Source organism: Chitinophaga sp. (assembly GCF_035564935.1).
In the GTDB taxonomy this organism is placed as follows: domain Bacteria; phylum Bacteroidota; class Bacteroidia; order Chitinophagales; family Chitinophagaceae; genus Chitinophaga.
This window is the reverse complement of the sequence record NZ_DATMTE010000880.1, coordinates 1-25,528: the sequence shown is the minus strand read 5'-3', so window position 1 is coordinate 25,528 and position 25,528 is coordinate 1. Positions and strand designations below refer to the sequence as shown.

At 48.7% G+C, this 25,528-nt stretch carries 26 protein-coding genes; 4 read left to right on the top strand and 22 right to left on the bottom strand.

What is annotated here, in order from left to right:
* Nucleotides 1-154 precede the first annotated feature (154 nt).
* On the top strand, nucleotides 155-697 hold the full coding sequence (locus tag VN105_RS23030; protein ID WP_325644633.1) for a hypothetical protein: 543 nt from the start codon (nucleotides 155-157) through the stop codon (nucleotides 695-697).
* 48 nt (nucleotides 698-745) lie between these two features.
* On the opposite strand, the gene VN105_RS23025 is transcribed toward VN105_RS23030, so the two are convergent.
* The 16 genes from VN105_RS23025 to VN105_RS22950 all read right to left on the bottom strand — a co-directional run bounded on the left by VN105_RS23025 (nucleotide 746) and on the right by VN105_RS22950 (nucleotide 17,953).
* Nucleotides 746-2,161, bottom strand: a complete 1,416-nt coding sequence (locus tag VN105_RS23025) for a GDSL-type esterase/lipase family protein (protein ID WP_325644631.1) — start codon at nucleotides 2,159-2,161, stop codon at nucleotides 746-748.
* Between the two features lie 70 nt (nucleotides 2,162-2,231).
* On the bottom strand, nucleotides 2,232-2,678 hold the full coding sequence (locus tag VN105_RS23020) for a hypothetical protein (protein ID WP_325644629.1): 447 nt from the start codon (nucleotides 2,676-2,678) through the stop codon (nucleotides 2,232-2,234).
* 92 nt (nucleotides 2,679-2,770) lie between these two features.
* Nucleotides 2,771-4,180, bottom strand: coding sequence for a PLP-dependent aminotransferase family protein (locus tag VN105_RS23015; RefSeq protein ID WP_325644627.1), 1,410 nt, complete (start codon nucleotides 4,178-4,180; stop codon nucleotides 2,771-2,773).
* Between the two features lie 48 nt (nucleotides 4,181-4,228).
* Nucleotides 4,229-6,403: an FN3 associated domain-containing protein gene (locus VN105_RS23010; RefSeq protein WP_325644625.1), complete on the bottom strand. Its 2,175-nt coding sequence runs from the start codon at nucleotides 6,401-6,403 to the stop codon at nucleotides 4,229-4,231.
* Nucleotides 6,403-7,428, bottom strand: coding sequence for a 6-bladed beta-propeller (locus tag VN105_RS23005; protein WP_325644623.1), 1,026 nt, complete (start codon nucleotides 7,426-7,428; stop codon nucleotides 6,403-6,405). The genes VN105_RS23010 and VN105_RS23005 overlap by 1 nt, the downstream gene beginning before the upstream one ends.
* 16 nt (nucleotides 7,429-7,444) lie before the next feature.
* Nucleotides 7,445-8,899: a DUF1501 domain-containing protein gene (locus VN105_RS23000; protein ID WP_325644621.1), complete on the bottom strand. Its 1,455-nt coding sequence runs from the start codon at nucleotides 8,897-8,899 to the stop codon at nucleotides 7,445-7,447.
* A gap of 30 nt (nucleotides 8,900-8,929) precedes the next feature.
* Entirely contained in the window at nucleotides 8,930-11,248 is a 2,319-nt protein-coding gene (locus tag VN105_RS22995) for a PSD1 and planctomycete cytochrome C domain-containing protein (protein WP_325644619.1), read from the bottom strand.
* A 217-nt stretch (nucleotides 11,249-11,465) separates the two neighbouring features.
* Nucleotides 11,466-11,756: a hypothetical protein gene (locus VN105_RS22990; protein ID WP_325644617.1), complete on the bottom strand. Its 291-nt coding sequence runs from the start codon at nucleotides 11,754-11,756 to the stop codon at nucleotides 11,466-11,468.
* Nucleotides 11,757-12,317 (bottom strand): 4'-phosphopantetheinyl transferase superfamily protein, encoded by a 561-nt coding sequence (locus VN105_RS22985; RefSeq protein WP_325644615.1) that lies wholly within the window; start codon nucleotides 12,315-12,317, stop codon nucleotides 11,757-11,759. It abuts the gene before it with no gap.
* Entirely contained in the window at nucleotides 12,314-12,568 is a 255-nt protein-coding gene (locus VN105_RS22980) for an acyl carrier protein (protein WP_325644613.1), read from the bottom strand. Before VN105_RS22980 ends, VN105_RS22985 begins: the two co-directional genes overlap by 4 nt.
* Before the next feature lie 10 nt (nucleotides 12,569-12,578).
* Nucleotides 12,579-13,853, bottom strand: coding sequence for a beta-ketoacyl-[acyl-carrier-protein] synthase family protein (locus VN105_RS22975; protein ID WP_325644611.1), 1,275 nt, complete (start codon nucleotides 13,851-13,853; stop codon nucleotides 12,579-12,581).
* 2 nt (nucleotides 13,854-13,855) lie between these two features.
* On the bottom strand, nucleotides 13,856-14,293 hold the full coding sequence (locus tag VN105_RS22970; protein WP_325644609.1) for a FabA/FabZ family ACP-dehydratase: 438 nt from the start codon (nucleotides 14,291-14,293) through the stop codon (nucleotides 13,856-13,858).
* A gap of 3 nt (nucleotides 14,294-14,296) precedes the next feature.
* Complete coding sequence (locus VN105_RS22965) at nucleotides 14,297-15,070, bottom strand: enoyl-ACP reductase FabI (RefSeq protein WP_325644607.1); 774 nt, start codon at nucleotides 15,068-15,070, stop codon at nucleotides 14,297-14,299.
* Nucleotides 15,064-16,116: a type III polyketide synthase gene (locus VN105_RS22960; RefSeq protein WP_325644605.1), complete on the bottom strand. Its 1,053-nt coding sequence runs from the start codon at nucleotides 16,114-16,116 to the stop codon at nucleotides 15,064-15,066. Before VN105_RS22960 ends, VN105_RS22965 begins: the two co-directional genes overlap by 7 nt.
* On the bottom strand, nucleotides 16,113-16,823 hold the full coding sequence (locus VN105_RS22955) for a methyltransferase domain-containing protein (RefSeq protein WP_325644603.1): 711 nt from the start codon (nucleotides 16,821-16,823) through the stop codon (nucleotides 16,113-16,115). The genes VN105_RS22960 and VN105_RS22955 overlap by 4 nt, the downstream gene beginning before the upstream one ends.
* Nucleotides 16,814-17,953: an NAD(P)/FAD-dependent oxidoreductase gene (locus tag VN105_RS22950; RefSeq protein WP_325644601.1), complete on the bottom strand. Its 1,140-nt coding sequence runs from the start codon at nucleotides 17,951-17,953 to the stop codon at nucleotides 16,814-16,816. The genes VN105_RS22955 and VN105_RS22950 overlap by 10 nt, the downstream gene beginning before the upstream one ends.
* Before the next feature lie 198 nt (nucleotides 17,954-18,151).
* Here VN105_RS22950 and VN105_RS22945 point away from each other — a divergent pair, with 198 nt between their 5' ends.
* On the top strand, nucleotides 18,152-18,463 hold the full coding sequence (locus VN105_RS22945) for a hypothetical protein (protein ID WP_325644599.1): 312 nt from the start codon (nucleotides 18,152-18,154) through the stop codon (nucleotides 18,461-18,463).
* Between the two features lie 84 nt (nucleotides 18,464-18,547).
* Here VN105_RS22945 and VN105_RS22940 read toward each other — a convergent pair whose 3' ends face one another.
* Nucleotides 18,548-19,093: a GNAT family N-acetyltransferase gene (locus VN105_RS22940; RefSeq protein WP_325644597.1), complete on the bottom strand. Its 546-nt coding sequence runs from the start codon at nucleotides 19,091-19,093 to the stop codon at nucleotides 18,548-18,550.
* A gap of 115 nt (nucleotides 19,094-19,208) precedes the next feature.
* Here VN105_RS22940 and VN105_RS22935 point away from each other — a divergent pair, with 115 nt between their 5' ends.
* Entirely contained in the window at nucleotides 19,209-20,474 is a 1,266-nt protein-coding gene (locus VN105_RS22935) for a hypothetical protein (RefSeq protein WP_325644595.1), read from the top strand.
* A 48-nt stretch (nucleotides 20,475-20,522) separates the two neighbouring features.
* On the opposite strand, the gene VN105_RS22930 is transcribed toward VN105_RS22935, so the two are convergent.
* The 4 genes from VN105_RS22930 to VN105_RS22915 form a co-directional block, all read right to left on the bottom strand.
* Nucleotides 20,523-21,146, bottom strand: a complete 624-nt coding sequence (locus tag VN105_RS22930; RefSeq protein ID WP_325644593.1) for a hypothetical protein — start codon at nucleotides 21,144-21,146, stop codon at nucleotides 20,523-20,525.
* 82 nt (nucleotides 21,147-21,228) lie between these two features.
* Nucleotides 21,229-22,413, bottom strand: coding sequence for a glycoside hydrolase 100 family protein (locus VN105_RS22925; protein WP_325644591.1), 1,185 nt, complete (start codon nucleotides 22,411-22,413; stop codon nucleotides 21,229-21,231).
* Nucleotides 22,414-22,415: 2 nt separating this feature from the next.
* Nucleotides 22,416-23,561, bottom strand: coding sequence for a glycosyltransferase family 4 protein (locus VN105_RS22920; RefSeq protein ID WP_325644589.1), 1,146 nt, complete (start codon nucleotides 23,559-23,561; stop codon nucleotides 22,416-22,418).
* Nucleotides 23,558-24,217, bottom strand: coding sequence for a hypothetical protein (locus VN105_RS22915; RefSeq protein WP_325644587.1), 660 nt, complete (start codon nucleotides 24,215-24,217; stop codon nucleotides 23,558-23,560). The genes VN105_RS22920 and VN105_RS22915 overlap by 4 nt, the downstream gene beginning before the upstream one ends.
* Nucleotides 24,218-24,319: 102 nt before the next feature.
* Here VN105_RS22915 and VN105_RS22910 point away from each other — a divergent pair, with 102 nt between their 5' ends.
* A complete protein-coding gene (locus VN105_RS22910; protein ID WP_325644585.1) occupies nucleotides 24,320-24,922 on the top strand; it encodes a DUF1349 domain-containing protein in 603 nt (200 codons plus the stop codon).
* Nucleotides 24,923-24,974: 52 nt separating this feature from the next.
* Here VN105_RS22910 and VN105_RS22905 read toward each other — a convergent pair.
* Nucleotides 24,975-25,528 (bottom strand): hypothetical protein (locus tag VN105_RS22905; RefSeq protein ID WP_325644583.1); only part of this gene is annotated, 554 nt, incomplete at its 5' end.

Sequence of the window (25,528 nt, the reverse complement as noted above, 5' to 3'; positions counted from 1 at the left end):
TAATCAGCGAAATCATCAAAATCCTGAGTCAGACAAAATCCGCATTTTAACTGATTTTTATCATATTTGCGCAGGAAATTACCAGCTATTTTTGTTAAATTAATGGTAGCACCAAAACACCTGGACTATGCAATACTGTAGCAGAATTTTTTACATGATCTGCTTATTGATGTGTATCAATACAGCAGCGGACGCGCAAAAGAAAATTGCGGGCATTTACAGCACTATGGACGATTACCTGACCAACAGGCTGAGTTACACCAAAGATGACAGCAACAAGGCGCCCCGGCTTCATTTGTATACACTGGCGCCCAAAAGTTATGTTACGTTGCAGCATAATGGCAAAGATATTCATATCAACAAAAATGAAATATTTGCTTACCAGCTAACAAATGGGGATGTATACCGGGTAGAAGGTAATCATAGCTACCAGATCCTGAATAAAAACCCGCAGTTATTGCTGTATAAGAGAAAAATACCGGCATCTCCGAAAGCCGGCCCGGAAGACCAGTATAAAACATACTTCTCCGCTTCCAATGGCAAAATACAAACGCTCACCGCCTGGAACGTAAAACAGGCATTCCCTGCTCACGAAACCCTGGCAGATAAGATGGACGCCCTGTTTAAGCGGGATGCAGAACTGCTTACTTACGACAGGTTCCGTGGCATGTATAAACTGGAGTGGCTGGTAAAATAAATAATTCACATTGAGCCTTCGGCCCTTTGCTGAAGGCTCAATGACGGCTTACTTAACCGATTTCAGGATAAAATCCACTATTGGCGTAGGATCGGGGAAACTGTGCGGATGATGTCCGAAACCCGGTTTATGCATTACCGTTATATCCCCTTTCAGTGCCCTTACTTTTTCTTCAAACGGTAATGTGTTTTCCCCTGGCGGCACAACGGCGTCCGCATCCGCCAGCACATGCAGCATGGGATACTTTCCTTTCGCGATTTCCTTCGTTTTGTATAACGGGCTTCCTTTAAAGTTCATCGCTGCACTGTCTGATGTGAAGCCATAATCTTTCTTAAAGGTTTCCCACTCATCCCGGTTGGCTGATTGCTTTTTAAACTGGATGCCCGGCCAGCTGCACAGGTCTAACACAGGATTATCTACATATACTGCCGCTACTTTGTCCGGGTTTTCCGCCGCCCAGTTGTACACATATACGCCTCCCCTGCTCATGCCTTCCATTACTGCTTTGCGGGCCAGTCCGGCTTTACGCAGCAACGAATAATAACCGTTCCATAATTGCACCGCTTCGGCATTGCCAAATAATTCCGCCACATCGCAATACACCACATGATAGCCTCTTTCCAGCAGGGCAATATCTGTTTGCGGTTCATGCCCCCAGAAGCGGGCCCTCCAGATCCACGGGTGACCGGCAGCCGCAAATTTTGGCGCTACCACTTTACACGCACGGCCACTGAAATCAAAGTCCGTGCATCGGTAACCGTAAAAGGAAGATATTTTTTTATTCCCCGGTAGATGACTGACAGCGTTAAAAGCAGTATCGCGCAGCGGCTGCAGCACTTCGAAAAGCGTTTTTACCATCATGGTAGTGCCTTCCAGCTCCGGATGAATACCATCCGGCATCAGCCCCGGCTTACCAATCAGCAACGCGTTCAGATTTACCAGCTCCACGTTTTCGTCATAAGCTACCTGCCGCACTTTAGGCAGGATCTGTTCCCTGATCACCGGGTCCCAAATCTGCGTGGTATCTTTCACAAAAGAAACAACGGGCTGCAACAGCAGGATACGCGGATGTGAAGGCAAAGCCCGGAACGCACGGATCATATCACGGTAATCGGCTTCATATTCGTTAAGATGCACCCTGTTCACCAGCTTGCTGTCGTTGCCTCCAAGGTCTATCAGCACAATGTCAGGATTACTTGCCAGCGCTGCTTTGTACTGCGGAGTGTTCCAATAGGGATGATCGCCTTTTTTCAGCAAGGTAGTGCTGCTTACACCATAATTGGTTACTTCGTAACCCCGTCCCAGCAGCTTTCCCAGCTGTGCGGGGTAAGATTCCGTTTCAGGATGGGGCAACCGTGCGCCCGCACAAATGCTTGCCCCAAGGCAGGCAATCTTTACCTGCTGCGCAAATGATGGCAGCTGATCAAAAAAGAGAAGGAATAAAATAAGATACCCGGACCTCATACGTGAGCATTAAACGTGGAAATAATGAGGTGTTAAGATAATATTTACTTTTATTATTCCGCAAATCCTGTTACCAGGTTTCCTTTACCAGGTAGTTGTTTGTTTCCACAAACCCCTTGGATGCCAGGAAGTCCTGCGCCACAGAAAGCGGCGCCCATATGGCATCCCGGCCCTTGTATACCACCAGGCATTTCTCCAGCAAAGAGTTATCCGCCCCTGCGCCTGCATATGCCTTTAATACCGCGAAGGCTTGCAGCTGTATGGCCCGCTTTCCCTCCAGGAACGCCGGTTTTGCGCCGCCTTCGGTAACAAAAGCGAAACCCGCCGGTTCTTCTCCTGCATATACAATAAACCACTGGCTGGAAAAACTGTTCATACTGTTCACCAGGATCTTTTTGCTGTATTGCCCTTCCATAGCTATTTCCGGGTGCTCTTCCAGCCAGGTGCGGGTAAGGTATAATAACTCTGCAATCATCTTATCAGACGCCACTGCAAACTTTGTAATGATGGTGCTCATGTTCCTTTTTTAAACCAATGAGCTACAAAAGTATTTACCACCGGCGATGCAGCAGGATACAGTCGCCCGAAATGTTACCGGTACAGGTTTCATCAGCTGTTGGCAACGGCATAGCCGCCTGCTTTTCGTATAGCCGCTACCTTTGCAGGCGTATATTTATCGGCATACACCAGGCGGAAGCAATGATCATAGGCATCCGTAAAAGAAAAAGCTGATCCCGGTGTAAATCTCACCCCTGCTTTTTCACAAAAGCGGTAGAAAGACGACATCGCCAATGTTTCCGGCAGCCGCACCCACAGGTGATACCCGCCTTCGGGGCGACTTGCCTCCGTACCTGCAGGGAAACATTCCCGGATCAGTTTTATACTTTGCGTGCATTGGGCAGCCAGCTGCTTACGGAAAATACGCAGGTGTTTTTCATAGGCGCTTCCCTCCAGTATTTTATTCATGGTTTCCTGGTACACCGGCGATACGCTGCTGCCAATGGCAAACCGCACCTGCTCCGCCTGCCGGTAAAAGCGCCCGGCCGACAACCATCCCAGGCGGATGCCCGGCGCCAGCGATTTGGAAAAGGAGGAACACGTCATCACCAACCCGCTGTTGTCGAAGGTACGGATCGTGGAAGGACGCTCTCCATTGAAAGGCAGTTCTCCATAAATATCATTTTCAATCAGGGGGATGTTATTTGTTTGCGCTACCCGCAGCAGCTGCTGTTTCTGTTCATCGGTAAGCAGCACCCCGGTAGGATTATGAAAATTCGGCGTAATCACAATAGCCTTGAATGCATGTATGGCGCAGGCTTCCTTCAAAGCGTCTACATCAAATCCTGTGAAAGGACGCACGGGGATTTCCACTACCCTGAGCCTCAGCACCCTGATCACTTCCAGTACGGAAAAAATACAAGGGCTTTCAATGGCAATTACATCGCCCGGTTCGCACACTGCCGCCAACGCAATATATACGGCCTGTAAAGCGCCGTCTGTAATCAGCAGTTCATCTGCCTGGAAACGGGTATTATGGTGTGCCGCGCGTTTGGTGATACTTTCGCGCAACGTTGCCGAACCGTTGGCCGGGTAATATTTTAAGAGCGCCGCACCTTTTTCCCGGATCACCTGCTGCATGGTTTTCAGCAACAGTTGTTGCGGTAATAACAGGTCGCCGGGAGCCGCCACATTAAATTCTGAAATGGCGCTGCGCTGGAGGTTCTGGGAAGTGATGACTGCAAGATTGCTCCTGAATACAGGATCCCTTACTATCGGGGTGGTGGCCACTTTCCCGGCAGCCGCCGGGCGGGCGCTTACATAATAACCTGATCGGGGAGCGCTTTCCACCAGGCCTTTTAACAGGAGTTCATCGTAGGCGCTCTGTATGGTGCTGAGGCTGGTCCGGTACTGTTGTTTTAATGTTCTCACTGAAGGTAACCGGTGACCAGGTAAATACTGGCCACCGGTGATTTTACTCTCAATGTTCGCTGCTATTTCTTCGTATTTATATTGTTTCATCTGTTTATCCGCTACGTTAACCCCTTAAAGGTAGGCGAATTTTAACAGCTAATTCAACAACACTTCATCTGTAAATACCCATCCCCGGTTTCCTTTGCCTGGATGCCAGCTGGGTATTTTCAGCAACGGATCCAGTACCAGTTTCACACAGGAAACATGGGTAACCGGGAAAGTACCCGTTACTTCCATTGCGGCGGCGGGATCGTCTTTCTTCCCCGCTGCGGGAATGATACTTTTCAGCAGTTTCAGGTGCTGTGCATCTGCGCCACCCCATATTTCCAATTTGGCGGGAGGAAAAATATACCCGTTAATATTTCGTAAGATGCCTACCGAAACTGATTGCAGGGGTACGGGCTGTTTAAATAACAGTATGGCTACCATGGGCTCTTTCACGTAGCCCAGCCATTTCTGGTTGCCCTGGTCTGTGCCGCCTTTCTGCCCGTCGCATAAAGTTTTGGCGCCGTTGCCGGCGTAGCTTCCATCCGGTTGCGTAAGCAATACCACACTGTCAGGGGTATACGAAGATCTGTAAAAACTGAACTGCACCGGATCGCTCGCATACCAGCCCTTCTTACAGGCAATAGCGCGGATGGTAGTATTGCCTTGCAACAGCAGGCTGTCTTTAAACAGCGGTGAGTTCATACTGTCCGGTACCGACCCATCGGTAGTATAGCGGATCTCCACTCCTTTAATAGGATGCCTCAGCAGCAATTGTGCAGTACTGCGGAAAACCGGTGAGGCGTTTGCCAACAGGGGCTGATTCAGCTTCAGCGGTTCTTTACCATCATCTTTAAATCCTTTGATGATAGCTACCTGTTTAAATACAGTGGGCAGCTGATCCAGTTCCGCGGGGCTGAGCGCCGTATTCCACAGGTACAGCTCTTTCAATGCCGGCGCTGCTTTCAGCGCCTGTAACTGCTGTAAGGTAACAGGCGTACCCGACAAGGAAAGGCTTTCCAGGTGTGGGAGCTTTGCCAGGGCCGATAGCGTTTGTCCCTTTACGTTAGTAAAGCTGAGGTTCAGTACGCGGAGTTCGGGGAACTGTGCAATGATGTTCAGGTCTGCATCCTGCACCGGCATTTTCTGCAGGTGCATTTCTATGATCTGTTTTTTCAGGGGCAGCAGTTCTTCGATCGACTTACTATTGAACTGGTCTTTGTTGTAGCAATTTACTACCAGTGGCGCTGCATTCAGCGCTACCGGGTAAATAACGCGGTAATTATTATTCAGTTTTTGCACCAGTTTTTCGTCGGCTGCTGCAAAATGATACACCGGAGCGGCCGACGGGCCTGGCTGCAACATGGCGGTTGCCAGCAACCGCAGGCTATCGTGCGCCGGCAATGCAGCTACTTTCATGTTGAAATCGGCGCCACCTTTGATCCAGTAATAAAGCAGGTTTGCCTCTTCCGGTGTGAGCTGTGGTTTACCGGCAGGCGGCATATGTTTTTTTGCATCCAGCGGCAAATGAAGTCTTTCCATTAACAGGCTCACATCAGGTTTACCGGCCACGAACAGCTTACCGCTTTTTCCTCCTTTCAGCAATTGCGCCGGTAGTTCCATTGCCAGTTCGCCTTTTGCTTTACCCGCATTATGGCAGTTCATACATTTTTCTTCCAGCACCGGTTTTACCAGGTGTTCATATACCAACGCCTGGTCAAGAGGTACCTGCGGTCTTTTGCCTGCGGGAGTTACAGGCGCCAGCACAAAATTTTCACCATGCGTGATGTCTGCCCCGAAATGCCCGGTTACAACCAGTAAAGCGGCCGTAATAAGTACACCTCCTTTCTGTAATGCAGGCCGGTTTATAGCCGACTGGCCCAGCCAATATAATAAAGAAGCCAGCCAGCACATACTTACGCCGCTCCATTTATGCCACTGTAGGGTACCGCTGCCGTTATATCCTTCTTCACCGGACAGGAATAGTCCCATTATAACGGTAACGGCTGCACTGAGTGCACCGGCGAGTAATAAGGCACTGGCCAGCTGCTGTTTCCATGCCTCAGCTGCCGGCTCACGTAAACGGATAAACGTTAATACGCCTGCTACCAGGATCAGTACAATGGGAAAATGCAGCAATAAGGGATGCATCCTGCCCAGCACCTGCAACCAGGGAGGTAATACTACCCGGTTGCCAAAGATCAGTAGGAAAAGGATAAAAATATTCCCGGCAAATAACAGGCTGTTGCCTGCGCTTTGCCATCTGGATGGCTGTTTCACGGTCATTATACCCTCCTGAGTTTATATGGATACACTTTCCCGGAAGCCCATTGCGCTACATACAGATTTTCATCGTCGTCCACGCATACATCATGCGGATGCACAAATATTTTCTCTGCCTGCTGCATAGGCTGCAGTTTCCCGTTGGCGTACACCGGTGCGGTGCCGCCAATATTAGATACCACTTTATTGTCTTTATCCAATATGGTTACAAAACCGCTTGCGTTTGCATCCATATTGGGGGAACGTAATACGGCTGCATACAGGTGATCGCCTTTTATCACGGCGCGGCATACGCATGCGCCGGGCAGGGCTATTACTTCCTGTAATTGCCCGTCGAGGCTGAAGCGTTTAAAGCAATTCCTTGTTCTGTCGGTAACAATGAGCGTGGGTGAGCCTTTGCGACGGTCTATCACAATACCGTGGGCATTATCCAGGTGTTCATCTCCCTGACCTCTTCCTCCAAAATATCCCAGCAGCTTTCCATTACGGTCGTAACGCATCACATACTGTGCGCCATAACCATCAGCAATATAAAAATCGCCGTTATCCGCCACTGTTGTTTCTGTAGGCACAAACTCCTCTTTCTTTTTATACACGCCTGTTTCGGCAGGATAATCAATGGTGAGCAGGATCTTGCCATCCATGGTGGTTTTGTATACCTGGTGCTTTTCGGTGTCTGTGATAAAAAGGAACTCCGTACCGTTTTCATTGCTCAGCGTGAGCCCATGCGCACCGGGAAATTCATGGCCCCAGTTATCCAGCAATTTGCCGGATTTATTATAAACGAGGATATTATTCTTTGTTTCGTTGGTAAGCAGGATGATTCGGCCTTTTTTATCCTGCACCATCTCATGGCAGTCCTTTACAGGATAGCGGCTGCTGTCCAGCGTGCCCCATTTGGTATCCAGCGCATAGCGCATGCCGTTATGCCCGTACACCGGTCCTTTTGGTTTGGCAAACAGATCGCGGGAAATATAAAACGAAGCAGCTACTAACGCCGACGACTGTATGAATTTTCTTCTTTCCATTATAACAATATTTTTATCAGGCCATTAATCCGGGGATTACCTTACCAGCTACGTCTGTAAGACGATAGCGGCGTCCCTGGTGTTTAAAAGTTAATTTTTCGTGGTCCAGTCCCATCAGGTGTAAGATGGTAGCATGGAAGTCGTGCACATGTACCGGGTCTTTTACGATGTTATATCCAAATTCGTCGGTTTCCCCGTAAACGATACCGGGTTTTACACCGCCGCCGGCCATCCAGATGGAGAAGCAGCGGGGATGATGATCGCGGCCGTAGTTGTCGGCGGTCATCTTACCCTGGCAGTAATTGGTTCTTCCAAATTCACCGCCCCATATCACCAGTGTTTCATCGAGCAGGCCACGTTGTTTCAGGTCCGTGATCAGCGCTGCGGAAGCACGGTCCACATCCTTTGCCTGCCCTGCCATTTCATTGGGCAGGTTGCCATGCTGATCCCAGCCCTGGTGATACAGTTGGATAAAACGCACACCGCTTTCAGAAAGCTTCCTCGACAGCAGGCAGTTTGCCGCAAAAGTGCCGGGCACCAGGCAATCCGGTCCGTACAGCTTAATGATATCATCAGATTCTTTGGAGAGATCAGTAAGCTCCGGCACCGCAGTTTGCATACGGTAAGCCATTTCGTATTGCTGTATCTTGGTATTGATTTCAGGATCGCCAAATTCTTTATACGACTGATCGTTCAGGGCAGCCAGCTGGTCCAGCATCTGGCGGCGGTTGGCCATATCAATGCCTTCGGGGTTATTCAGGTACAGCACCGGGCTTTCACCACTGCTGAACTGAACGCCCTGGTGGATACTGTCTAAAAATCCATTGGACCATAGTTTGGAATATACCCCTTGCCCGTTTCCTTTACCTCTTGATAACAGCACACAAAAGGCAGGCAGGTTCTTATTTTCACTGCCAAGACCATAGCTCATCCAGGAGCCAAAGCTGGCGCGGTTCCCCTGCTGCGCTCCCGTCTGGAAAAAGGTAAGCGCCGGATCATGATTAATGGCTTCGGTGAACATAGAACGTACAATGCAGATGTCGTCCACTATTCCTGCCGTGTGCGGAAACAGGTCACTGATCCAGGCACGGGCTTCGCCATACTGTTTGAAATCGAAGTGTGAGCCTACCAGCGGGAAAGATGACTGCCCCGAGGTCATACCGGTTAAGCGTTGTCCCATACGGATAGATGCCGGCAGCTCCTGCCCCATCATTTCCCGCAGCTTTGGTTTATAGTCGAAGCTCTCCAATTGGGAAGGCGCCCCGTTCTGAAAAAGGTAGATGACCCTTTTGGCTTTGGGTGCAAAATGTGGCATCCCCGGGATAAAGGGCGCTTCTTCTCCACTGCTTTTGCCAAAGAGATCGGGGACCAGCAATGAACCCAGCGCGAGGCTGCCCACGCCCAAACTCAGGCGGGACAGGAACTTGCGGCGGTTCATGTTCAGGTGATGTTCTATGAATTGGTTTTTCATCGGCCTTTATTATGCGTGACTATACGATCGTTATGTTTTTGAAAGCGTTTCTTCCATGTTATAAATAGTGGTGATCACCTGCATCATGGCAGCCCATGAAGCATTGTCCAGGTGCTCTGCCATCGGGTATTCGCCATGCTTCAGCAGCTTCACCGCATTACCGGGTTGCTGTTTGTATAGTTGCTGCTGTTGTTCATAATATTTCTCCAGCAGATCTACTTCCTGTTTTTGTGGTGTGCGGCAAACGATTAAACGGAATGCCTGCGTTATGTTGCTGGTAGTGTTACTATCTTTTTGCAGCAGCCTGGAAGCCAATACCCTGGAGGCTTCCAGCACGGTAGGATCATTCAGCATGATAAGGGCCTGCAGGGGCGTATTGGTGTTGGCGCGCTTTACTTCGCACTGATCGCGGTTGCTTGCATCAAAGATCATCATAGATGGCGGTGGCACCGTGCGTTTTATAAAGGTATACAACCCCCTGCGGTAAAGGTTTTCGCCGTGATCCTGCCGGTAGGTGGCCAGGATGCCCCTGCCGGAAGTAGCCATTTCCCACAAGCCTTTAGGCTGATAAGGCTTTACACTGGGCCCGCCAATTTCGGGTACCAGCAAACCGCTGCTCTTCAGCACCAGGTCGCGCACACCTTCCGCAGTAAGGCGGAACCGTGGCCCACGGGAGAGGTAAATATTTTCAGGATCTGCTTTCAGTTTGTCCTTAGAGATGGTGGCCGATTGCCGGTAGGTGGTAGTCATTACTATCTGCTTCATCAGCCGTTTAATATTCCAGCCATGCTGCATAAAGTCGACCGCCAGCCAATCGAGCAGCTGCGGGTTGCTGGGCAGATCGCCCTGCATACCGAAATCGCCGGTGCTTTTCACGATGCCTCTGCCGAATATTTCCTGCCATTGCTGGTTCACGAAAACCCTTGCGGTGAGCGGGTTCCGTTTGTCGAACAGCCAGCCAGCCAGTCCAAGGCGGTTAGCCGGGTATTGCTTCACATCAAACGGCAATACGGCGTGCGGTGTTTCGGGCTGTACTTCCAGCGTGGGATTATCGTAGTTACCACGGCCAAGGATATACGTTTTCCGCGTTGTATCCTTTTCGCCCATTACGGATACGATCAGGCGGTTGGTGTCTTGCTTGTTAATGAAACTGAGTACGCCTTTAAGATCTTCTTTTGTGATCTCCATGTAAGGCGTTTTGGCGTATGTTTCAGGGCCGCCCACCACAGATTGCAGGCCTACTTCCTTTACGTTGTTGAAGAAAGCAAAAAGCTCATAATATTCTTTTTGTGAGAAGGGATCATATTTATGGTCATGGCAATGCGCGCATTCTATCGTGATGCCCAGCATGCTTTTTCCAAAAGTATTAGTGCGGTCTGTAACGTATTCTATGCGGTATTCTTCATCTATTACGCCGCCTTCTTCCGTGATCTTATGATTGCGGTTAAAGCCGGAAGCAAGTAATTGTTCCCGGGTGGCGCCGGGGATCATATCTCCCGCCAGTTGCCAGGTAATAAAATCTTTGTAAGACAGGTTTTCGTTGAATGCATGAATCACCCAATCGCGCCAGGGCCACATGGTACGGTAGTTATCGTCCTGGTAGCCGTGTGAGTCTGCATACCGGGCTACATCCATCCAGTGCACCGCCATTTTTTCGCCATAGGCGCTGTCGGCCAGCAGTTCATCTACCATACGTTCATACCCCCCGTCGCTGGTATCTTTTGCAAAGCGTTCCATTCTTTCCGGTGATGGAGGCAAGCCGGTAAGGTCGAGGCAAAGGCGTTTCAGCAGCCGTTCATGATCTGCGGCAGAATTGGGTTCCAATCCTTTTTCCTCCATGCGTGCCAATACAAAATAATCTATTTCGTTGCGCGCCCATTTCTCTTTGTTCACTTTAGGCAATGCAGGCGTTACCGGCGCTACAAATGCCCAGTGCGGTTTATACTTTGCGCCTTGTTTGATCCATTTTTCAATCAGCTTTACCTCGTAATTGCTGAGCGACATATTGGTAGATGGCGGCGGCATACGCATAGAAGAATCTGTAGAGCTGATACGCTGGTACAATACGGAAGCCATCGGGTTGCCCGGTACCAGTGCATGCGCTCCCGGTGTTTCACGCAGCGCTTTATAAGCACTGTCGGCAATATCAAGCCGCAGGCCTGCTTCCCGTTTATTGGCGTCTGGACCATGACAGGCAAAGCACTTATCTGATAAAACAGGCCGTATGTCAAAATTGTAGTCTACAATTTCAGGTAATTTTTCCTGCTGATTTCCCGGTGCATCGCCATTGTTACACGCGGATAAAATTGCAAGAGAGCAGATGGTGAGTCTGACACAACGTTGGAACATAATTTTCAGCAATTAATTGTGCACTGTCAGGTACCGGGGTGAACGTACCCGGCAATTACTATAGCTATCTGGTTGTTTAATATTAGTAAAGATCGGATTTAATTATTCACTATTTAAATAGCATTTTACCGTATGTTGGTATTTTATTACCATTATGTTCATACATACTTGTGAATTAATCAAGTGGAAAGAACGCGGAACACTAAGGTATCACGGGTCAGTCGGCGTAGGCAACTAAGCCGCTTTGCCTTTCCCTGGCGGTACGCAGTAAGGCAAGCAGCTGTTGTACATCAGCATCCGGCGGTAGTCCCGTTTGCAAGAGAGTATTTTCCATTCGTTGTACAATGGTACTGTTCCACTGGAAGTCGGTGTAATAATCATAATGGGGAGGTATGATCTGCTTTTTTAACTGCCGGAATGTGTGGCTATCCAGCGAGCCTGCTGTCTCAAGGTTTTCAGGAGAACCTGGTGTTGGCTGGTTGTCGGGTATTAAATAGAAGTCTAACATCTATGCTTCCTTTAATTTTGCAATCCCGCAATACATTCCATGATGACTTACAGAAACCGGCAGCCGCCTGCCATCCTCACGGTGAAGGATATACGGTATTCCCGTTTCATCTTTATAAAATAATTCCTTTGCTGAAAGCACCTGCTGCATAAAGCCGGTATAGTTACCAGCCGGCTGCTGATCCGTAAATACAAGCGTTTCCCTGAGCAGGAAAGCATCTGTTGCCGCACAGGTATGGATATAATCATTGGTGACCAGGCTCTGGTAGTAATAGGTGTGATTATCATGCAATACGGTACCGGTCATTTTACCAATGTGTTCCGGTGTTATATGGCAGGTAAACTGTTGCGGTGCATATTTTCTTTCACGGGTATTTCGATGCACTATTTTATATACGGCTTCCTTGCAACTCCACAACAACCAGGTAGTTATTGCCGGGTATGCCGCTTCACGGATCATCCTGATTTCGCCGGGAAGGAATAACTTCTCCAGGAAACCTTTACGGTGAATACGGCTTTCAACAGCAGCCGCCCGGAGATCTATAATATCGTTGCCGATCATTTTTCGCGTAGCTTGATTTCCACTATATCGAAGGCGGCCTGTACATTCAGCATGCGTTCCATTTCTTCGTTCTGGATAACGATATCGTATTTCTCCTCTACGTCCAGTATCACATCTACCAGGTTAGCAGAATTAATTTTGAGGTCTTTGATGAAATCGGTGGAAACATCGATCGTTGCCAGTGCTTCCTGGTTCTTAGCATAGGGCCTTACTATTTCTCTTAACTGCTCAATGAATGTTTCTTTGTCCATATTACGTTGTTTAAGGTTGCAGGTACTTTTTTAGAATGATACAAGCATTTACATCTCCAAAACCAAAGCTCGCTTTTGCCACTAAATTTATGTCTTTATACAATAGTTGTTCCGGAATTTTTTCCCTGTCTACCAATGCCTGGATATCGGGATGCAGATCTTCGCAGTTGATGTTGGGAGATACAAACCCTTCTTTCAGCTGTAAGGCCACTGCCACCAGTTCAATACTTCCGGAGGCGCTCAAACAGTGGCCTACCATCGATTTCAGGGCATTGATATAGGGAAAATCCTTTCCTTTGCGCTGAAGTGCCGTACACCAGTTCGCTATTTCTTCCGCATCTTTACCGGTGGCAGTAAGGTGACCATTAACAAGATCAATATCACCCGGCTGCACGCCTGCCTGCTGAAGGGCTGCGGAAATACAACGCTGCACGGCTAAAGGGTTGGGGGCAGTCATACTGCCGCCATTACGTTGCCCGCCGGAGTTAATGTTTCCGCCCAATACTTCCGCATAAATGGCTGCTCCGCGTTCCAGCGCACTGTCGAGCGATTCCAGCAACAGCGCTCCTGCCCCGCTGCCGGGAACAATACCGCTGGCCGTAGCGCTCATGGGCCTGGAGCCAGCCTGCGGCTGTTCATTATGTTTAAAGGTAGATACTTTCATAGCATCGAAGCCACCCCATATATAAGGGCCGCTATCGCTGGTACTGCCGGCCAGCATACGTTTGGCGTATCCATACTTAATACGTTCATAAGCCATCAGCACACTTTCTGCGCCGGTGGTGCAGGCAGATGAATTGGTGGTTACCTGGTTGCCCAGTCCCAGTTTACCGCCGAGAAAAGCACTGATACCGCTGGCCATTGTTTGCGTAACTGCGGTGCTGCCCAAACGCCGTACCTGTAAATCATCTACCTTATAAATGGCCTCGCGGAATTTATCTACGCCGGAAGAACCGGCGCCGAAAATGGTACCGCTGTCCCAGTCGGGAGTATCGGCCGTTAACGGTAAGCCTGCATCTTTCCAGGCGTCCATACCGGCTATTACACCGTAAATAATACCGGAGCTGCTCAGCTGTTTCAATTCCAGTTCTTCAAAATATTGTTGCTGCAATGTAACAGGTACTTCAGGCATACCTGCTATCTGGCAGGAAAAATTCAGTGCGGCCAGTTGTTCGTCATAACGGATACCGGATATACCTTTTTTGATCGCCTCGCTGAAAGCCGCTACACCCGTACCGTTTGGCGCTACTACACCTAATCCTGTTATGACAACCCTGTTATTCATTTTTATTTTTTGATGATCATGCCTTCTATTGTTCCATCACAAACCAAAGCGCCGGCAGTATTGTATAATTCCACGCGGCATTTCAGTTTATTAAACCGGAAATATATTTTCGCTGCCTTTGCCCTTACGGTTTCACCCGGCGCCACAGGCAGGTAAAAGTCAATATGTGCAGCCGTCATAGCAACAGTGGGTAGCTGTTTATGTATTTCATTCCTCAACAAATAAATGCCTAAACAAGCCAGCCCTGTTTGCGCCATTACTTCTGTAAGCAATACGCCCGGCGTAACCGGATGCGTTTTAAAATGTCCTTTATAGCAGGGCATATCTGCATGAAATGTAAATATACCCGTTGCTTTTTCTTCATCAATATATTCCAGTTCATCCACAAAAAGGAAAGGTGGCGCATAGGGTAAATGCTGCAGGATTTCTTCTTTTGTCATACGCTAATGAATATGTGTACCTCCGTCTACCGGTATAACAGCGCCATTGATCCAGGCAGCTTCGTCCCTGCACAGCAGGTATACAACATTGGCTACATCTTCCGGTGTGGTAAGCTGCCGGAATGGATTCCTTTCCCTGCTATGCTCCAGCAACGCATCACTACCGGGAATTTTCCGCAGCGATGCGGTGTCTGTTACGCCTGCGCGGATACAGTTAGCTCTTATTCCATGCGGCGCAAACTCCAGCGCAATGCTCCGGGTAATAGATTCCAACGCCGCTTTTGCGGCCGATACGGTGGCATAATGTTCCATTGCCTTGTAACTGCCATCGCTTGTAAAAGAGAGGATACGTGCATCAGTGGCAAACAGTTGCCTGTGCAGGATATCGGCCGACCATTCGTATAAGCTCACGCCCATGTTTGCGATGGTAGTATTAAAATCATCTGCCTCCAGGTCCGGCAACGTTTTGAGGTTCCCCCTGGCAATACTGTGCAGCAGGCAACGGATGCGGTTTTCGCCCATGGCGGCCTGCAGTTGTTGCAGCACATCTGCACGTTTTGCTGCATTCAGCACATCAGTATTGAAGGTGAGCAGTTGTACCCCCGTTGCCCTGATGGCTGCAAACTGCCGTTCTATACTGTCCAGCTCCACACGGGTGTTGCGGTGTACAATACAGAGGTTCATGCCATGCGCGGCCAGCTTATGTGCCGACGCCAGCCCCAGGCCGGTGCTGCCACCCAATATTAATGCCCAATATGATGAAAACTCTTTTACCATTGCAATAGTATTCGTTGCGCGGAAAAACCGGGACCAAAGCTCAGCATCAGTCCTTTATCGCCTTTGGGCGGCGATTGCTCCATGAATCTTTCCAGTACATATAACACCGTAGCGCTCGACATGTTGCCGTATTGCCGCAGAATTTCTTTGGTGTCGTCCAGTTTCTTTCCCATACTGCGGAACAGTTCTTCCACCAGGTTAATGATCTTTTTTCCTCCGGGATGAAAGATCAGGTGGTCGATGTCGGCTATAGTGAGATTATTTTTTGCGAGAAAAGGATGTACAATATCGCCGAAATGCGCTTCTATTTTTTCAGGCACTTCAACATCCAGTACCATTTTTAAACCGCTGTTGGAAAGATGGAAGCCCATCAGGTATTCTGCATCAAAGAAATGATACATTTCCTCTGCGAGGATTTCGGGGCCATTGTCCTGCTCATGGGAAGAGAGGATAGCGCAGGCGGCGCCGTCGCCAAAGATGGCTGCGCTGACAATATTAGCCATTGAAAAATCGTCCAGCTGGAACGTAGCTGTAGGTGATTCCACCGCTATCACGGCAGCTCTTTTACCGGGATTTGCTTCCAGCATTTTTTTTGCGTAGATGATCCCGGAAACGCCGGCGGCACAGCCCATTTCGGTAACAGGCAGGCGAACAATATCCTTGCGCAGCTGTAAAGCATTGACCAGGTAAGCATCCAGTGAAGGGATCATGATGCCTGTACAGCTTACGGTAATGATATAATCGAGGTCTGTTCCTTTCAGCCCGGCTTTGTCCAGTGCGCTTTGCAGGCAGGTACGGCCCAGGGCGATCATCTCCCGCTGGTAAATATTATTTTTATCTTCGAAAGAAGTTTTTGTAAACACTTCTTCAGGTCCCATAATAGAATAACGTTTATCCACGCCGGCGCCTTCAAATATCTTGATCACCTTGCGGATAAATCTTTCCTCCTGGCCCTGCAGCCATAAAGATAAAAAGGGAATAATTTCGGCGGTAGTTCTTGAGTAAGTCGGTAGTGCTTTAGTGACAGTCTGAATTTTAACGCTCATATTTTATTGATTATCCATTGATACCGGAACGCCCATTTCCATTTGAGGGAATACTGATCAATATTAAGTTCTGCCGATAAATGCTGTAATTCTTTCTTTTTAAATCCCCGGAGAATAGATACCAGTCCATCTTCCCTGACCATCCTGTTTAAATTGAACACAAAGCATACCAGCTGAAACAGGCGGTACGCCATTGCGCTGCGGTGCAGGTCGTTGATCACTACTCCCCTGGCAGCCTGCCGGTAAAACATTTTGAGCAGCTCCCGGATCTCCGCTTCTTTAAAATGATGCAGTGTAAGCGTGCATAAAATAATATCATAGCGTTGCTCCCGAAAGGCTGGCCGGGTAATATCCTGGCAATAATAGGCAATATGCGGATAATCTCCTGATAAATTCCGTGCATGCGTTACCGTAGCCTGGTTGGCATCAATGCCTACCAGTTTTATTTTTCTCCGGTCTGAAAATGCATCCGACAGCTGCCGCAGCATATCGCCGTTACCACAGCCGATATCTGCGATGGTAATTTCCTCCTGCGCGGGGATATCCTTCAGTAAAGCTGCCACACCTTCCCGGGTGATACGGTTTCCGCCCAGTAAGGAATTGATCTGTGCAATTTTGTCGAGCGTAGCCTTCAGCAGATCTCCTTCCATGTTGAAATCGTCCATGATCTCAGCGGCATGGCTACGGTGCCTGGTATTTACACGCATTCCGGTACGGCATTTAACGGTTTGCCATGGGTGCGCCTGATAATCCCGGGCAGGAGACCGGGGAAGAGGATCAGTCCCTTCATCATGGTGGCGGAAAGCTTTTCATTACGGAACAACCTGGATAATACACGGCCGGTGCGCATACGGCCACTGAACATTTTATTCCAGTCCTTTATATATTGCTGTTCCATCTGTAAACGGTTACCTGCCGGCGATGAAAAATACGCCAGCACTTTTTCGGCCGCTATCCGGGCGCTTTGTATGGCCATTGCCATGCCATTACCGCACAACGGGTGAATAAGACCGGCGGTATCGCCGATCATCAGGATATGATTCAATACTTTTTCTTTATCCGTAAAAGACACCTGGCTGATGGTTAAAGGTTTATCGAATAATGGCGTGCTGTTTTCGAAGATCTCCTTTAAATGCTGGTTGCGGTACAGTACCTGTTCCCGGTGCGATTCTATCTGTTTAAAATGCTTAAAGCTCTCGTAACTTACCAGGTAGCAGATGTTCAGGATATCGTTTTCTACTTTTGATACGCCGCAATATCCCCCGTCGAAATTATGGAGGCCCACCATATCGGCGGGGAAGCTGCCGCTGTAATGCGATTTCACCGCCAGCCAGGGCGACTTTTCATTGAAAAAAGGACGGGAAAGTTTCCCGTCGAGCGCCGCTCTTTTGCCGTAAGCGCCCAGCACCACCGGTGCGGAAAAAACGCCGTAGCTGTTGGTATCAATGAAAAAACGGTCGTTTTCAAAAAACACGTTGGTCACCGTATCTTCAATTAACTCCACACCATTTGCAATCATCTTTTGCATCAGGAACTGGTCGAAGGCATAACGGCTTACCCCAAAACCGCCCAATGGCAGCGGGGTTTCCAGCGTTTTTCCATAATGATCTGAAATGATTAACCGGCTAATCCGGGACGGCTCTAATACCGAAGGATCTGCATCCAGCGATTGCAGATATGGTAATACTTCATTGGAAACATATTCCCCGCATACTTTGTGTGAAGGATATTTGCTTTTCTCGATTACGGTTACCTGTAATCCTGCTTTCGATAAATGAATAGCACTGGTGAGGCCCGACAGGCCTCCTCCTATAATAATGACATCTCTGGAACCCATACCCCAATGGTTAAAACAATAACAAGCTCCGACACAAGGAAGGCAGCCTATCTCAATATAGCAAATTTATAGCTGAAAACAGTTTCATTAAGCTCAGAATATTGTTTATGAATCATGGGTTTATAAAACTTAACATTGCCAATATTATTTAATTGTTAATTTTGAATATAAACATTTTCCTAAATAATATAATGCTCCATGACTGATTCGAGTAAACCAACCGGCAAGCATCTCAAAAAAGAAGCCGGTGCAAAAGTAGCCGCCGTATTGAACGCGCTGAGCGACTTAAAAGAGAAACTGGGAGAAAAGAAATTTCTCAGGAATGTAAAAAAAGCCGCCAAAGCGATGACAGCAGGATTAACAGATAAACAAAAAGATCCCGCAAAACCAAAGAAAAAAGCCGCTGCAAAAAAAGCAACTGCACCCAAAGCCAACACTCCCAAAGCCGCCGGCAAAAAAGTGACGCCAAAGAAAGCTGCTCCCAAGAAAGCCGCCGCTAAAAAAGCTTAATCCTGCATCTGTAATTCCTGTAAGTATCCCTGCTGTTCCTTTTTACAGGAAGCGGCATTGTTATGCCCTGAAAGGTAGGGGTACTTACAGGTTGGCCTTCCGGACATACCGGTTCACATCATAACTTTTATTATTCCACACCATGCCACCGGTCACCAGCCCTTCATGGCTGAATCCCGTTTTTTCCAGCACGCTTTCGGAAGCTGCATTACCCGGCAATACATCCGCTACCACCTGTTTTACTTCCAGTGCGGAGAAAATATACTGCACTACCGACTCAATCGCTTCCGCCATATAACCTTTCCCCCAATATTCCTGTACCAGTGCAAATACCAACGGCACGGTATCCGCGGTTTCATAATTATTAAAACCGATAAACCCGATCAGCTCCGTTTTATTTTCCAGGGCAATGCCCCAGCGGATACCCTCCTTATCATTAAAACGTTTTTTAAAAAGATCGATCACAGGACGAACATCTGCCACCTCGTTCAATGGAATAACATGATAGTAGCGGGTAACGCGTTTATCTGTGAGCAGGTAAAACAGGTCCGGCTGATGCAAATGCTCAATTTCAACCAGGTGAAGACGGGGTGTAAACAAAACAGGAAAAGTTTCCGGCAGTGATCTCATATGTTGGCAGGCTCGTTTAACAGCCTCAATATAAAAACAATTGCGCCACTCCACCAAAAATGTTACCTCCGGCAGGCAAAAAAAAGTATCTTGTCCGGAAAATTTATTCCACGACATGTCACTATTCACTCAGCGTCCGGCGGCAGCATGGCTGACCGCAGGTATCAGTTTGTGGGCCGTTACCTCCTGCGCACAATCTTACTCTTTCAATGAGAAAGGCATTTCCCGGCCCGTGCTGGAACATTACCTGGATCATGCAGTTACCATGACCGAATTTCTGGCAGTAGATCCTTACGCCTCCGATGCGCCTTATCCCAATAAGGAAGACGATATCCGCCTGATCAGTAATACCGGCGCGAAGTTCATAGGCCGCGCCATTTACCGCTGGGGAGGAGAAGCGGTACTGAACAACAAAGATTATCTCGACAATGCCAAACGGCTTGTAAAGGAGGTTCAGAAAAATGATCCAGACGTCATTTTCCAGGCCGCCCTTTTTGAACAGATCAGCGAACAGGTAAATACCATTCCTATCCCCGCATGGGCCTTCCAGGCGCTGGGATTACCTGCGGAGGACCGGCATTTCCGTTATGCCGATATGCTGAACACTAAAGGCAAACTGGTGGATCACTGGAGCAAAGGCAACAGCGTGCCCGATATTACACGCGTGGAAACCCGCCTCTGGTTTATGTTCCTGGCCGGCACTTATATGGCCGTAGGATGCGAAGCCCTCCATCTCGGGCAGATTGCCCTGATAGGGATGGAAGATCCTCAGCTTACCGAATGGGCCGCTTTCCTGGAAAAAATACGGGCCTATGCAAAAACACATACCCGCCACCACTGGGTATTGCTGGACGCCCATACGCCATCGGGCGGTATGGTGGCCAATGGTAAAAGCTTACTGGATTTCAATTCCTTCCCGCTGCGGATCAAATCCGTGCCGGAACGGCCACAGGAAGGTATTTTAGCCGTTGGTTTTACGGATGCGCTTTTCGGGAGAAGCAAAGGCGGTATTTCACCCAGTGGCTGGAAAGCCGCGTCGATGCCTTACCTGGTGGAGTTGGATAATTTTGGTATTAGCAACCACCCCGGTGTGCCGGATACCACCACTATTTATCCCTGGGGTTTTGATGAGATCAGCTGGTTTTACCAGCAACCGGAGCAATACCGCCACAACTGGCTGCAATACGCCCATCAATGGATAACGGATCACGACACCAATGGTCATTTGCAGATGCCGGTAACAAGAGTGGTTACACTAGGCAGGAAAAAAGGAAGATTAAAATACCGGGCCAATACCCGTTCCGCCCAATGCCCGGACGGGATGAACGATGAAGCCACCATCAAAGCCATCTGGCAGGCGGCGGATGCCCATAAAAAATAAAGAGCATCAGCGGTTACCCCTGCTGTTGCAGGGTGACCGCTGATCAGGCTATTTCTGCTTTGCAAACTTCAGTTCCTGAGAAACGGCTACCAGTGCCGACTCCACCACCTGGTTTATTTTCAGCGTCACCACCAGGGTATCTTCCCTCCAGGATATCTTTCCTCCTGCATCAACCATTTGCATAGTGCCACCGGTAGCAGAAGGACTTTCAATAACACCATTGCTGAAATAAATAGAATCAGCGCCAACCAGTTTATAGGGACTTGCTGCACTGTATGGCGCCATGGTTACCTGGAAAGGAATATCCATATCTGTTATCAGCTGACCATCCATATACATCACGGTTCTGAGCACCGTATCGATAGAATAACTGAGATCAGTGAACCTGAATGAACTGCCGTCAATCACGCATATGCCCTTATTGTTGAACGTTGTATAGTTGTTATAGGAAATGGCTTTGGTATTGCCTGCAGACACGGTGCTGGTACCGGTCATGGTAGCACCTGCAAAATTCCAGTTGCCTTCAATTTTATTATTGCCTGTTACGGGCGGTGTGGTGGGAGGCGGGGTTACGGGTGTAACGGTATCCGGCCCGGCCATTTCAAGGCTTCCGCAGGCGGTGAGGGTGGTGGCAAAAACTGCTACCAGGATAAGGGATCTGTAAATGTTCATCTTCATAAGTTTTTACACAGGGATATTGGGTGCGAAGTTACATCAATTCACTAACCGGGCTGACTAATCTTTCTTCAACTTATCATGCAACCGGCTGGCGCATTCTCATTTCATCAAAGAAGGGGGTACGTTTTTCCTCCACGCATTTTGCGGCGTACAGGTACAATGCGGCGCTCCAGGTTTGCCACTCCTGCCCTTTTGCAGTTCCGTCCTGTGCTTTCAGCCATTCATTGAATCCATAATCTAATTTACCGCTGTTGGAAATGGTGATGATCCTGGTAAGCTCCAATAGTTTTTCTTCTGCCAGCCGGTATTTTTTTGCCGCCACGAGCGCGGCCACATAAAAGCCGCAGATAAACGGCCAGATACCGCCGTTATGATATTCTCCCGGGAGATTAAAAAAAGCATAGCGTTCATGCCAGTCGTTGTCGCCCGGTTTCGTATAGGGGAAGAAATTAGGAGGCAGTTTCACGCCCAGCTGCCCGTTCTTTGCCAGCTCAGCGCATTCCTCTTCGATCCATGTCACCATTTCTGCCGCCCGCGTGGGCGCTGCAATACCGGAAAGTATGGCCAGGCTGTTGCCCAGCAGATCAAACCTTTCACTGCTCAGCACTTTATAGGACCACATGGCGTAATAGGGCTTATGTTTCACCACCAGTCCTTCATGTACATGCCGGTGTTGTACTCCTCCTGTGATGGTAAATCTTCCCATGGCTTGTCTTACCTTTTCCGCGCGTTCATGATGCCCCAGGATACGGAGATAGCTGTACACAAGCGTATTCACAAACAGGCCGTAGCCCAGTACCCACTGCTCATCGCGCCAGTCGCTGGTAGGTTGCTGCGCCACCAGGTAGCGGTCTGAAGGACTTTGGTACTCCATCCACTGCAGCGATCTGTTCACCGCTTCTTCAAGAAATTCTTCTTCTCCCGACAGTTTCCGGTACATACCGGCTACCAGCAGGAAGAGCGGGGTGCAGTCGCTGGCGCCGAGGTCCTGTTTATCATGCACAAGAGAGGGAATATGCCCGTGTGGCGTTTGGTTTTTTGCCAGCGTTTCCAGCACCTTCCTGATACTGTTGATCAGCACCTGGTTACCGGTAACGCCTATACCAAAAAAAGACAGCAACAGGTCTCTTGTATATGGTTCAGGATATCCCCACCCGGCGGTGCGGGGAAGGCCATGAAAAGGGCCGTTCACATTATGCAGCAATGCCTTTAGTGCGGCATCCCTGGCTGCATTGATAGTTGACCAGGAGGAAGCTTCCATGTTTAACGGATATTAAGTTTTTCATGCATCAGTTGAATGAACTGCCTTGCTATTACCCGGTAATCAAAATTTGCTACTACTCTTTTACGCGCTGCTTTGCCTAACTGTTCCCTGTAGGCGGCATCTGTCATTAGCCGCTGCAGGTGTTGCCTGATATCATTTATATCTGCCCGGTAATCTACTGTACGGGGTGTGGGAAATACTACTTTCCGGCTGGTATCAAAACCGGATTCTTTACCTACCATTACTTCACTGGTTACAATTTCCTCCGCTACGCCGGCCAGCAAAGCGGTTTCACCATGTACCAGCGTATCCAGCATTCCCATGGCCCTTATACCGATCACCGGTTTTTCGCAGGCGCCGGCTTCTACCTGTGGCATCCCGAAGCCTTCCAGCCGCGATGGCGCCACGTAAATATCACAGGCGTTAATGAGGTAAGGCATCTGTTCCCTTGATACGATACTGGTCACATAGTTGACCCTGTTGCCCAATCCTAGTTCTTCCGCCAGCTCCAGGTCGGCTTTATTCTGTTTATTGCTGCGTTCCTGCGGCCATACTTTGCAGATATACTTCCAGTTGTCCGGTACTTCCCCGCTTAACTGCGACAATGCCTGCATCACTTCCCTGGCGCCTTTCGAGCAGGCGTCGCCGCCTATAGTAAGGAGCATCAGTTCATCCGGCGCTACGCCCATAGATTCACGGATGGCTTTCACCCTCGGATGTTGTTGGGACATTGGAATAAACCTGTTGGTATTACAGCCTACGGGCAGAACTTCAATTTTATTACCGTTGATACCATCCCGCATGTACATTTCCTTCACCCATTGCGAGGTAACCAGGATCAGCGGCAGCTGGTTTAACACATCCTGGTAGTTGGCGATATATCCATCGGCCACCAGCCATGGAACCGGCTGCACGCCAAACCGTTGAGGGTGCAGCACCAGCTGGGGGCAATATCCCCAGTAACCAACACCTACTACTACATCCGGCTTAAACCAATTGTAGTACCATTCTTTTTCCAATGGTGAATCGTAGTGTACCGCAAGGGCATTTACGCCGGTTTCCAGCAAACCCTGGTACAATAAATTTCCCTGTGTGGCCAGCCCTCCGGGAGCCGGCGGATAATCAAATAATAAAAGCACTCTCATAGTTCAACCGGTAAATTATTGAGCCACTGAAGGGCTTCCCCGCTATTATTAAAACACCAGAAAGATTCCGCCTGCGGTGTGGTAGCAGCTTCCCAGCTATCCGTCTTAAATCCGTACGTTTCCGTGATCACTTCATATTTCCGTTGCCAGATATCTTTATCCAGCACATGATAGATGGTAGCTTCAGGTACTGCCTCCGGGAAATAGGACTTTAGCCCATCTTCATAAGCAAACACCCAAAGCTCATCAGCGCTGATACGCCCCTGTTGCCACAACCGGATAACGGCGGCGCTTACTTCTTCATGGCGGAGATGACGGGTATATTCCCCCTGCGGGTGATGGGTAATGACCAGGTCGTAATGCTGCAGCGGCAGCAAAGCAAGCACCTGGTTTTCCACTACTTCATCCGGAAGCGGCGTTTGTTCAGGACCATCATCCATATCGCCCATTACTCCCTGTGCCCCGTACAATTGTAATGCCTTAAAAAATTTAGGGGCTCTGTCTGCATCGGCGGCGCGGCACAGGCTGATAATGGTCCAGTTCCACTGGGGATGAAACAGGATGGTACCTCCCGCCCATAAGGTTTCGTCATCCGGGTGGGCTACTATAAGGGCAACGGATTTACTTTTGCTGATGTGTGGGTTTTCTTCGCGCATAGTCATAACAGGTTAGTGAGGGTTCTTAAAGTTAATAAATCCAGGGAATTATTCATTCCGGAGAATATTTATCATCTTACATAAAATTTTTACGGAAACAACATGAAAAAAATTGTAGCATTATCCGCTTTCATAGCGGTAAGTATGGGATTAAAAGCACAAACAATGCAATGGTATAACACTCCTCAGAAATGGTCGGCAAATCATAACCGGATCAATGTGACCGTTGACCCGGGTACCGATTACTGGCAGGTAACGCACTATGGCTTCATCCGTGATAACGGTCCTTTTTATTACCAGGAGCAGGAGGGTGATTTTACCGCCACCGTGAAAATTTCCGGTCAATATAAAGAACTGTTCCACCAGGCCGGGCTGATGATCCGCAAGGATGCCAAAAACTGGATTAAAACAGGGATTGAATATGTAGACGGCGTGCAGAATGTAAGCGCCGTAGTAACACGTGAAGTATCCGACTGGTCGGTAGTACCGCGTCATGACAGCCCCAAAAGCATGTGGCTGAAATTACTGCGTAAAGGAGATTATGTGCAGATTGAATACTCTTTTGATAATAAGAAATTTGATATGCTGCGGCTGGCGTATTTTCCTCCCGGCGGAAAGGTGCAAATAGGACCGGTAGCGGCTGCACCAGGGAAGCTGCCGTTTGATGTGGTGTTTGAGGATTTTAAGGTGGTAGCGGAGAAATGATGCGGAGAGGCTGTAGCCTCTCCCTGTCATCTGTCTTTATGGATTCGATAGCCTACTTTTCTTTTAACTTACTTTCCAGTTGGTTAACACGTTCTTTCAAGGCTGCTATTTCCTCCATTAAGATACTTATTGTTGGATCTGTTTGTGTTGTTTGTGCAGATTCGTTTGTTACAGCGAGTGACTGCCCGCCTGCAGCCGCCAGTTGCACCTGCTTACGCACTCCTCCTATTGTAAAGTAAAGCGCAGTGCCGTTAAACTCCCATGCGCCATTTACGGGAGTAGTAAGCAATGCACCCTGGGTGAACAGTGCTACCGGCTTAGTGGCAGTTCCTGCCCTGGCACCGAAATTATATAATTGTCCTACCGTTGCAGCATGCCGGTCATATACACCGGCACGAATGGCCAATACACCGTACTTTCTTTGGTCACTATCATTACCTGTATTTTTATAGGCGTCAAATGTACTTCCACTTAACACCCACTCTACATCTGAAAATGACGGTGAGGGAAAATCCAACGGATGCTCACCTGGATACCTGTTTAAAAAATATTCGATATTATAGGTATAAGGTCCTCCTATACCGAATCTTCTTGAAACTTCCTGGT